Here is a 12,452-nt window from a genome sequence, read left to right on the forward strand (position 1 = left end):
ACACATCCTTTCTCTTAATAATTCACCCATTTTTTCTGTCCGATCCATTGGATAATTGTGATCGAAAATACAAATAAAAACAATACAACAGCTATCGCAGAAGCATAACCAACATCTAAATCAAGGAACGCTCTTTCATATAAATGCCATACCAGCATTGTCGTTGAGTTTAGCGGTCCACCTTCTGTTAACACAGCTATAAGATCAAACACTTTAAAGGAAGCAATAATGCCTGTAATTAGCAGGAAGAATGATGTTGGCGATATTAACGGAAACGTTATATTTCTAAATTTGTACCAACTATTGGCACCATCAATATCAGCAGCTTCATATAATTCTTTCGGTATCGACTGCAATCCTGCAATATAGACTATCAGGCTAAAACCAATCGAAATCCAAATATGAATAATCATTAACGAAATAAGCGCAAAATTAGGGTCAGAAATCCATGTTGGCGGATTCTCAATTCCCAATGTCATTAATACTTGATTAATAGGTCCCTGAGATGGATGAAAAAGCACCTGCCACACAACAGCGATTGCGACAACACTTGAAATGTACGGCATAAAAAAGGCTACTTTAAAATAACTTTTTAAATAGACATTTTTATCAATAATGATCGCTAAGAAAAGCGCACATATCATCGTGATCGGGACAGTAAAAATGAAGATCGCATTATTGATCACAGATTTTATAAATTTCTCATCATTTGTTAAGGCGATAAAGTTATCAAATCCAATCCATTGTAACTGATCAATCCCGGTGACAAACTTCCAATCTGCGAAAGCTAAGATAAATGTGGCAACAATTGGGAATAAAACTATAACAGATATTCCTAGTAACATTGGCGAAACAAATAATAAACCAACGAGATTTTCACTTTTTTCGATTTTTGATTTTCTTGTTTTTTTCGATTGATGTAATTCCTCTGTTGTTGAAACGGAGTTACTCGCCATGAAAAACACCTCTTTCTTCTAAAATTGTCTTTTGGGATGGTGACATGTTGTACTTGTCCAACCTTTTCAGAGCGTAATTGCTAAAATACATGGCAATAAAGGTTAAACCACTTCCTAAATATAAGAAAGAAAACCCAGGAATCACCCAACAGATAAAAAGAAAGCTAACTAATGACAGCCCCATCCAGATCGTTTGTATTGGAAATAGTGTACTCAGCTGTATAGCTCTTCTCATTTGTTTGATCAAGCCTAATCCCGGAAATGTAATCATGAAACTAAAGACATATAATAAAACAACAACACTTAAAATTGATACTGTTGAACTGCTGCTAAGGATTAAATAATATAGCATTCCACTAAAGTTCTGAACTAGCGCAAAATCAATGTATAAGGCTATCGCGGTGACTACTATAAGACCTCCAAGTAAATTGCTTTTCACAAAGTGCTTCTTATATGCTTTCCAGAATTCTTTTATGACAGGAAACTCTTCGGCTTGAATCCATTTATTATTTAATGCGAACATAGCGGTGATTGCTGGGAACAATCCGAGTACAATCCCACCTAGCAAGGTAAATCCAATCGCTATCACATTGAGCAATGCAAGACGATACAGCCATTCACAAATTTTGAATAAACCACTTGATGTATCAAACTGCATATGGCTTCCCCCTTTCCTTACCCAAATTATAAACGCTTTCATTTTGGTGAAAATAGCACTATTTTTACTTTTATCGATAGATATTTGACTTTCATGATGAACATCTATTCCTGCTTACTTAGTATGTAAGACGAACTTCATAATCATTTTCCTCTCCCACCAAGTCCTTATCATTAAATGTTAAGTGGAATGCAATTGCCTTGGTAGTAATTATGAATTTTTTCGACAGCATAACCATCACTCCGGCTGCCCACTTCCCTTTCCGTGGGGTTTGGCCTTCAGCTAACTTTTTCGAGCAAAACCCGCTCGAAAAAGTGGATCTTCAGGTCAAACAATTCCCACAGTAGTGGAAATGGGCTGCCTTCGTTAAGGTCTGCTATACAACACTAGCATGAAGTAATACGGTTGCTTTTATAATTACATAAGCATTTTTGCTCTTTGTCCATTGTAAAAAGTCAACCTATTACTTATGACAAAAATTGTTGCACCTTCTCCCAACGGAGACTAATTACGAAAGACTCCTGCGGGAATAGCACGAGTCGAATCCGCTTTGCAACTTGTTTTTCTTTGCAAAATTAGTTGAGGCCGTGCCCGTGGAAAGCGAAGTAATTAGTCGGAGCGTTGCCAATACACATATAACATTTCAAAATAACTACTTCGCTATATCTACCGTTTGACCACCACTCCAGCGGCCTACGCTAAAATCTGCTCTACAACATTTGTCAGACCTAGAAATTTAGGTTATTAGCTCTGTGAAAGTGCAAGATATGGCATGCGAAATCACTAATAATAGTTATAAAGAGAGACTATGATCAGTGGGGCTTATCATTAGCAAAACTTATCAGGGTGTTAGCGTCTGTTATCCCTAAACTTATCCTTGTGTTACTTGAAGCTTGAAACGAGGGCTTAAAGACAATTAGCACCGTGATAAAAGTTGTGATACCAATGGTTATATGCTTTCTTATAAAATAGAGGCTAGCTAAACATGTCGTTAGCTAGCCCCTATTTTCGTTATGATATTGATTTTCTTCGTATGATCCATACACTGATTCCGACAACTAATAGTAAAATACCTACCAATAGAATGTTGAATTGATTCGTTGCCGTATCCGGTAAATCATTTTTTTCCTTTTGCTGCACTTTCTTTTCTTCCCCAGCAATTCCCGACTCCGTTTCTTCAGAAGCATTCGCTAATACAGCATAACTTGAGAAATGAGAAACATCTATGGTTAATGTTTGGTTTTCGCCATATTTTGCAGTTTGGGCCATCCATTGATCATTTTCTTCCTGGTAATAATATATATCTTTTTCACCTTGAACCTCTTCTTCATAACCTAATGAAAGAGTATAAGGTTCTGAAGGCTGCTCGGATCCTTCTGGAAAATCAAATGTAAACGTAAAACTGTCTCCAGCAAGCGTTAATCCTTGATGATCTGTATCCTCGATCGATTTCTCTGATACAGCAAGCTTTGTATCAGGCGGTAAGTCACCAGGCATTTTAATTGTACTTCTTGTACCTTTGATTTGATAGAGTTGATTCGCTTCCACCTCAAGAAATTGTAAGTCGTTAATAGTACTAATCGGAAGCTCATTTTCACTATGCCCAGGAGATTGCTCATCCTCAGTTTCATTTGGGCTTTCTTCATCTGTTCCTTCTTCATTCTCAGGTTCTTCTTCATTTATTAGTTTCTCCATGAAATCAATTGTATAAGTGTTACTTTGCTCCTCGTTTTCCGCTGTTACTGTAACTTTTGCTTCCCCTGGCAATGACTCTGGAAGTTCGATTTCGTAGGTTGCAAATAAATCATTTGTTTCCACTTCAACAGCCGGAATATCTGATCCTTTTTCCATTTCCACTTCATAACGGAAATTATCAGCCTTGAAATTTTCTAATACTCTATGATTAATCCAAATATTTTTCAGTGTCGCATCTTCACCAATTACTGGTGTTTCTCCGAATCCATATACTTCGATTTCTACAATAGCAATACACGTATCTGGCATAGCTGTTAATTGCGTTCTAACTTTGTCAGTTGTAATTGCGTCGAAAGCAATGTTTATTTCATCTTCGGCATCTACTTCTACATCTGAATTGTCTATTTTAACCCAGTCCGACCCATTCCAATACTCTAAAAATAAAGATTCTGGAGGTCTTGTTCCACCTTGGTCATCATAAAATGTAAATTTAACTTCAGAAATCTCCCGTTCTTGGCCAAAATCAATTTCAACCCAATCTGTCTCCCGCCATTCATTCGGATCCCAGTTAGTCCAGCGATTACTGGAATAATCCCCGTCATTTACTCGATTAACATCATCCCATTGACCAGTGAAGGAAGCTGTTGCTTTTGGATATTCAGCATTTGTATTGCTTAGCGCAAGATTTTCAAGCACACTTTCTGCTACTTGCACAAGTGCAACGGCTTTATCACCTGTCCCTTCTACTTGGCCATTAACCTTAAACTGACCATACGTTGCATAATCGGAAGTTTCTACTTCATCCCAATTGACAGGCACTTTGATTTCTCTACCACTTGACAACTCTGCTGTTACTGTATTTGGTAGTTCAGGTGCCATACCTTTTACCGTCTTTACCTTTGTATCTGTTAATTGAACAATCTCACCTACATATACTACTGCCTCTGCTTTTAATGATGTTTGCTCCACAGTGCCCTCTACTACAAAATCCCCTTCTTTATCGTATTGTTCAGGAGAAATATCGTCCCATATAACCTCTACTTCCCGTTTTTCACCGTCACCATATTTAGCAGTGACTGTATCTGGTAGTGAAGGCGCATTTCCAATAGTAGTCCAGGTTGTAACATTATCAATAGTTGTTATACCAGCTTCTACTATTGCCCATTGTTGATTCGTTCCTGCATTAGCCTGCCAAACTCCGACTGTAGCACCTTCTTCAGTCGATTGGCCACCTACCTCTAATAAGGTACCACTTTCTTTATTGATCAATGTATAGTCACCATTACCAGAGGTAGAAATGATCCATTTTTGCGCGTCAATACGTTGATAAGGTGACAAGATCACATCTCCATCCTGATGTGTCAGTACTTCATTTGTTTCTGCGTTAATTATTTGATATTCTTCTTTATTTGTGTAGCCATCTGTCACTTTCTTAAATTTCCATTCCTGACTTGTATTTTCACGTTCTGCTGTATATTGAACAAGGGATTGATCATTTAAATCAAGTACTTTTTCACTATTTTGATTTTCTATTTTATATGTCTTATTCTCTTGAAAGAAGGCATCCTCTTCATCTACACCAGCTACACCTGAGATCACAAATGTTGTAACTGATTTCGGTTCTACCGCAGTTGTCAGACTCTTTTCCTCTATGTTAATGGTTTCGCCCTCAGCAAGATTATGCTCTGCTGAAGTAACATGCGTTGATGCGGTAGCAGATTGATCTACTGCTCCGAAACCAGATAAATCAATATCAATGGATTTCTCTGATGCTGACGTATTCGTATAAACAACAACGGCCTCGTTATCTGCTTTATTAATGGCAGCTAGTGTATTTTCATTATCAGAGTTAATCATTCGGAATCCCGGACGAATGAATTTCGTATAGTTTGCCATGGTGTAATATTTTTTGTTCTTGTGCCATTTTAGTTCCTCAAAGTTCTCTGGATCAAAGTCAACATGGATTAGTCCCCAGTTCATATTCTCATTTTCTGCATTCATATTAACTTGATCTTCAATTGCTTGCCAAAGTACCCAGGCTTTCGGTTCAAGACTCATAATATCTGATGTGATTCGTTCTGATAGAGCTAAGCCTGGTTCTATATTGTCAAAATCCTGAGGAATGCCACTTGGACCTAAGTCTACTTCTGACATCCATAATCGTTTGTTTTCTCCCTTAGCAATATCTCTAATAGGAGTTCGTTCACTCGGCCCGTACGTATGTACATTCATTTGGCCAATGTTATTTATAGTGTCTTGTCTGTATTGATACCAATTCTCCCTAAATTTAGTTGGATTTGTTTCATCCATTGCTGAGACTACGGTTTTTAAATTTAGTGCTTCTAATTCTGTACTTACCTCTTCTATAATTCTAGCTTGTGATGCAGGATCCCAATGTGAACCTTCCTGTCTACCTTGTGCTCCCCAATAATTTGTATTAGGTTCATTTACAGGAGACAAAGTTTGAAATGAGATACCTTTTTCTTCTGCAAAATATTCTACCACTCTCGTAAGATATGTGGCGAAGTTCTCATATTGATCCTCTTGTAAATTATCTTCAGCTGAATTCCAATTACCAGAAGTATATCCACTGTTTGTCATAAAATATGGTGGTGAATTCGAAAATGCTTCAAATAAATTGGCTCCTCTTTGTTTAGCGGCTTCTAACCACCATTGCTGATTTTTATCCTTGTCCCAATCCCAATGGTTAGGATTATCTGGATCCCACCAGTCCTCTTGCTCTTCCCAATCTTCATCTGCATCATCTGGTGGACCAAATTCATCTGGACGATTCCAATAGCCTGGAACTGCCCCTCCAAGACGCATGTATGGTTCGGTCTCTGGCGAATCTTCGCCTCCGATATTATATCTAGCAATATTTAAATTCAAGCCACTTACTCCAAAAAGCTCATCAGCTAACTCATTCTTAACCTCCTCTGGCCATCCACCTGTGACATTCGCAAACCAAACTAATGCTGTTCCCCAACCATCAAAGGAAGAATGTTGATAACTTGGATCTAACTTTATGATAGTATCGCTGCTATCTTCTGTATTATTAGCTGAATATTGTGCATGTGTAGAAACAGGACTAAGTGTAGTTACCAAAAGTAAAATAATACTCCCTATTAAGGCTAGCTTCCTTATCGACTGCTTCAAAATATTTCATCCTCTCTAATTATTAGGCATTTCAAACATCAAGGTCTTGACCGTATTGTTTAGAAAGTTTGGCTGTAACGATCACCCTTTAAGTAAACGTTTACATCCACTGATGCAAAATCCCTCCTTTACAGCTATTATATTTATCATTATGGATAGCAAAATAGTAAAATGGAATATAATATTTTTCTCATTTATTGCAATTTTTTTATTCTTTTAGAAAAGCTCCTAGGAAAAATCCTTAGGAGCTTTTCTGTTAAACTTGATATCTAAATTCAGATTCAATTCTATGGTTCCGTTAGTTGTATAGTCTTTGATCTGCTTCATGATGATCTATATTACCCCCAACTACCGATAAACCAGAACTACTCTTTTATTTCACTTGGTACATTTTCAAGTAATGTATCATATTCTTCCTGTGTAATTGGTAAAACGGTGCCGTGACGTGGATGACTAGGTAAATCGTAATCTTCGGCTACTGTCCATTCCCCGGAAGCTAAATCGGTTGTTTCAAAAGGTACATAGCCTTGGCCACCAAACTCGTCAATAAATAAGTACCATTTTTCTTCTGTATTGGACTTAAATATTGCTGGTCCTTCCCCTTGGCTAATCGTTCCTTTACCAATTCCTTCTGTAATCATTTCAAAATCAGGGTCAAGTACAGAATCTCCTACCTCTTGGAAAATAAATTTACCATTTGGTGACGTTTCTTCATTGTTTACTCGTTCATCCTTCGTGAAACGATAAATCTTGTCATCATGTTCTACCATGGTTGTATCAATAATCGAGTAACCATAATCCAAGTAAACCTCAGGTTCACTAAAAGTATGGAAGTCTCTTGTTGTTGTATACATCATACGTTGATAACTATCTCCTGAGTTTCTATCTTCTTCATTGTCATACAGTTTCGATGCCCAGAATACGACATACTTACCGATCGTATCATCATAAAAGATCTCTGGAGCCCATGTATTTCCTGCCTCCTCAGGCGCTACCTCTACTAATCGTTGTTCGGACCAATTCACCAGATCAGTCGACTCCCAAACCATGATTGACCTGCTTCCTTCTGTTTGCGCTCTATTCCAATCCCAATTACCATTGATTTTTAAATCAGTCGCAATCATGTAAAATTTATCGCCTTCTGGAGAACGAATAATAAACGGATCTCTTAAACCTTTTTCACCTAATTTAGATGTGATGACGGGTTCTCCATCATTAAGCTGTTGCCAGTGAAGAGGATCATTTCCTTCACTCAAGGCAAAATATATTTGTTCACCATTTTCGGAACCTTCACCAGTAAAATAACTAAACAAATATCCTTGATAATCGAGCGGTTCCGGCATTTCTTTTACATTCGCCACAAATTCTTTGGTTGCTTTCTTACCATTGAGTGCTACAGTTGCTGCTAATGTTATTTCTACGTCGCCTTCGCCATGTTCAGGGCGTGTCACTTCACCTGTTGTCGTGATAACCGATGGATTTTCTGACACCCAAGAGATCGTTGTTTCGTGCTCTCCTTCGGTTGGTAATGACAAATTACCACGAACATCATCAATATTATAAACCTTTAACGCCTCTACTGCTTCTTTCACTAAATCTTTATCTTTGTTCTTGTCTTTTTTACTTTTGTCTTTCTCCTTATCTTTATTTTTGTTCTTATCTTTTTTACTTTTGTCCTTCTTTTTTTCTTTATCCTTATTTTTTTCTGCTGGACTAGCACCTGTAATAATATCGATTCCATCTAGCACATAGTTACCAGCTTTCACTACTATTTTAGCTGTATGCTTCTGCTTTTTCAGACCTCGAATGTGATAAGAGGTTTGTCTGTCTCCTCTTGGATATACTCGATAGTCCTCCTCCACTAATTGATCATCAATATACACATCTATTAATGCGTCAGATGTTGCACCAAATAGATTAAAGCCATTTCCTTTAAAATCAAAGAGTATCATATCTTCACTTTCTTCAGGTGTACTGTAAATGTTGACACCGCGATAATCCATATATTGTTCTTTTACTTCATTGTCACCTAAAGAAACTTTTAACGTATGGGCTTTATCTTCTAATCCTCTGACTGAATATCTGATACCGTCATCCTCTACGTCAAAATTACCGACACTTTCACCATCCAATTCCACATGGTAAGTGGTTTCATTTTCTGCACCTGCAAGATAATCAATTCCCGTACCTGTGAAGTTGATGAAGATATAAGGATTATCATTAAAGTCAGCCCAAGCATTGGTGCTGTTAGCTCCCCAGGTATTGCCATTCTCACGGTATGCATACACTGTATTTTCCTCATTTCCAATTTCTGAATCATCAGCTATTGCGGTAAAGTCATTGGGAGCTAATGTTGTTACTGCTTCAAAGTCAATCGGATCATTTGTCTCTATTTCAGCTCGAACAAAACTTGTATAAGCTTCTTTAGCAACCACTTTCAATGTGTGCTCAGTTTCTTCCAGATCTGTCGCTTCCCAAACCTTTTTTACGATCGAACTATTATTCAAATAATCAGCTTCACCGACAAGTTCACCGTCTAAATAAATATCTGCCGTACCATTCGACGGATTTGCTTCACCATACAATCGGATAGCATTTCCTTTAAAGGTAATTTCATAAGAATCACCCTCATTTCCCCAAGCATTACCACTATTGGAGCCCCAATCTCCTGAATAGTAAACCTTGTTTAATGTTCCTTGCTGATTGGTAGTATCTGTATGCTCCACAGTAATGCCATTCCAAACCGGATAGTCACTTGATGCGCTCATTTGTGTACGATTATAGTGTCCATATCCAGCCTGGATAAATTCCCAGTCACCAACATATCCAATTGGGTTCCATTGATCATCGTTTTCTAATGCCTCTTCCTCTGTGTCGTAAATTTCACCTTGCGCATTATCCAGTTTCCATGATTCATATGCATAACCCTTAATTGGCTCAATTTTCAAATTATCGATAAGTGTTTCGTAATAGCCTGAGCCTAATGTCACTCTACCAGACATGACAGTTGAATCCTCATCCGTGTAAGAGGCTATTTCTTCATCATCAAGATAAAGGGTAAAGATATTTCCTTTTGCTTCAAATGCTAAGTTGTGCCATCTAGTATTATCAAACGATTCTATTGTTCCTTCTTCAACCACATCACCAAGTTTCAAAATCTCGTACTTTCCATCCTTGTAGATCCGGGCATTATAAGGTGCCTGAGAATCAGACCAGTCAGATTTTACTTGGCGAACACCGATTAAAGCATAATTCTCTCTGCCTTCTGCTTCTGGAGTATGCGTATCTAATAAAAAGTCATATGATACTTTATAATTTGCCCAGCGGAAATCTCCGATATTGGTGTTAGGATTAACATTTGCTTCAGATCCGTCTGTTCCACCCCAAACAGCCCAATCTGCTCCGATAATATCTGGCGTGATTTTTTGTTGCAGCATACTGCCGTGTTCTTCTGCGTCCGGGATTTCGCGTTCTGTTCTTTCAAAGCTGCCACTTCCCACTGGTTTTGTTGCTTCTTTCACTACCTCAAAAGCCCCGATTTGATCTGTTGTATACCTTGGTGTACCTCCACGTCGTTCTATATAGTCTCTTCCTTGTTCATCTTCAGGATATTCATCATACTCAAAATCATCTGTATATGGTAAAGGCATAATCGTATCTTCTGATAAATCTACCGGATCTGATTGATAAGCAAAATCATCGATTTTCGCTTCTTTATCTAACGTAGAAATGGTCACGATCGAATAGGGTTTTACCTCAATCTCATACGTTCCATCTTCCGGTTGAATCGTTTCTATATGTTGAAACCAATTTTCATCATAATCTTGTCCTTCTTCAGGCCCACGAGTCTCCCAAACAAATACTTCTGCATCCTCTTTTCCATCCAAGTTTTCTAAATCAATCGTATATTTACGTGTATCTTTCGTGTTGTTGGCAAATACAGTAGTGTAATCGTCTGTTTTCGGATCTTTCAATGTCATATAATTATGTGTACTGGTATCTACATCTACTCCTCCGTCAAAGAAATTACCATCACTGTAGGTGGCATTCTTTATATATTGCCATCTTTCATTTTCCTTTGTGGAAGGATCATCATAACCAACAAAATTCATGACATGTCTGACACCCTGAAGACCACCATCTACTTCATAAAAACCTGACCAAGGATCAAATGCACTAATTAAATGCTTCGGATTGTATTGTGCACCTTGGTAAAAAGCAGCAACAGATGGCTGAAAATCAAATGAAACTGCATTTAATGGCAGATTACCTGCTCCTTCCCACGAATAGACAGAAATGATTCGTGATGTCACATCAATAATACCAGCACGTCCACCAAGGCCATTGTAATGTGGTTCCATGTTCTCACGATATCTAGCATTAATCATGGGTGCGATCCCTTCTGAAACCCAAACCTCTTTTGGTTCTTTATCTTCTGCAATTAATTGGTCTTGTAATTCTGAAAGTTCATTAGAACCTGTCAGACCATAATGAGAACTGATCACACCAATTTCTTCGATCAAGTCTGGGTTATCTAATAACGTACGACTAATTGTCTCGGTATCCCGATATCCATCAGCAGCAACTAGCTTTATATCTTGATAATCTTCTTCATAATTGGGTTCTTCCTTTATTCTTGAAGTAAAATACTCAAGCCATTCTACATCAATTCTCCCATTACCATTTTGTGCTCTCTCGTTTTGCGATATGCCGATATAATCTAATTGGAAGCCATACTCTTCATTAACAGCATCGATCGTTTGTTTGTACCACTGATAGCGATTTTCATAATCTTGATCAGCCGCACCATTCCAAGTCCAGCGAGGTTCACCCCATCGTAAAATCTCGGTTGTGATTGCTGGATTAATAGATTTCGCGTCAGCAGCAAATTGAAAGCCTGCACCTCTTAATACGTTGGCAGGTTCATCTTTGTAACGCATTGTTGCTGGTTCAGTACCAGAGGAAGAATTGATATCTCCACCTAATTCTACTTTTACATGAGTTAATCCTGCTCCTGTCTCTTTATTAAATAGTTGATTCATAATCTCCCAATACTTTTCAGGGTGCTCTTCTTTGTAATCGAGTAATAAGCGAGATGTATTATTGCCTGATACCGTACCAAAACCTTTAAAGCGATTGTGTTCATCAACATCGTTACCATCGATCGTTATCGTTTTTGTTATTTCTTCTGCTTGCGACTGATTAATTCCGATAATTGTGCCAAGTCCTAACAAAGTCAGTGTTATCGCTAAAAGAACGATAAATTGTTTAAAAGAACTGCTTTTACCTGTCATGTTTACCACCATTCCTTTCGAAGGTATTAAGACCAGTCAAATTCCTTTATACATCATTAGCTGTTTATCATGTTGTGTAAGATACAATACCTCCTCCCACAAGATTGAATACGCTTACATTATTTCATATGAGCTTTCGGCTTTTTGATAAAATTTTTACTATTTTTAATGTTAATTTGACTTATTAATAGTTTAATTCGTAAATCTACAGACATTGATCACGAGATAACACCTTTCCTCAGAGAGATAAACTTGTATACTCGAACAGAAAACATATCATGAAATAAAAAACAGCCAAACCAAAAGATTTGACTGTTTTTTCTATCTCACAACCATTGGCCCTATTAACATCTCAATCTCTTTACCTAATAATAGTTTACAAATGTGATCATAACTAGCTTCTTTATAGTTCGCTAACAGCTGTTGTACTTTGTCCATAGAATGTTCTTGTTTTATTTTATCTATTTCTCTTTCATAAATGGATAATACATAACTATCTTTTACTTCTGGTAAAAAATCACTCGTCTCTTCATCCATAAGAAGACATCCTAAATATTGAAAACTGTATTGCAACTGTCGAGTTAGCATTATAATATTTCTGAATTGTTCAAATTGTGCCGGATGTTCTGTTTTCAATTGTCTAATTGCATATTGAAGGTCTTGCAATTTCTGTTTATTTACTGAAATAAGCAT

At 37.4% G+C, this 12,452-nt stretch carries 5 protein-coding genes; all 5 read right to left on the reverse strand.

All coding sequences use genetic code 11. The features are described from left to right. Window positions 1–14: 14 nt before the first annotated feature. Window positions 15–956 carry a carbohydrate ABC transporter permease gene (locus tag J5J03_RS04920; protein WP_208586774.1) on the reverse strand — a complete coding sequence of 314 codons (942 nt, stop codon included), beginning with the start codon at window positions 954–956 and terminating at the stop codon, window positions 15–17. Then, window positions 946–1,614: a YesL family protein gene (locus tag J5J03_RS04925; protein WP_208586776.1), complete on the reverse strand. Its 669-nt coding sequence runs from the start codon at window positions 1,612–1,614 to the stop codon at window positions 946–948. Before J5J03_RS04925 ends, J5J03_RS04920 begins: the two co-directional genes overlap by 11 nt. 1,011 nt (window positions 1,615–2,625) lie before the next feature. After that, entirely contained in the window at window positions 2,626–6,465 is a 3,840-nt protein-coding gene (locus tag J5J03_RS04930) for an Ig-like domain-containing protein (protein WP_208586778.1), read from the reverse strand. A 365-nt stretch (window positions 6,466–6,830) separates the two neighbouring features. After that, a complete protein-coding gene (locus J5J03_RS04935; protein ID WP_208586780.1) occupies window positions 6,831–11,759 on the reverse strand; it encodes an immunoglobulin-like domain-containing protein in 4,929 nt (1,642 codons plus the stop codon). A 321-nt stretch (window positions 11,760–12,080) separates the two neighbouring features. Further along, window positions 12,081–12,452: a hypothetical protein gene (locus J5J03_RS04940; RefSeq protein ID WP_208586782.1), complete on the reverse strand. Its 372-nt coding sequence runs from the start codon at window positions 12,450–12,452 to the stop codon at window positions 12,081–12,083.

This window comes from Gracilibacillus suaedae, assembly GCF_017599345.1.
Lineage (GTDB): Bacteria > Bacillota > Bacilli > Bacillales > Amphibacillaceae > Gracilibacillus > Gracilibacillus suaedae.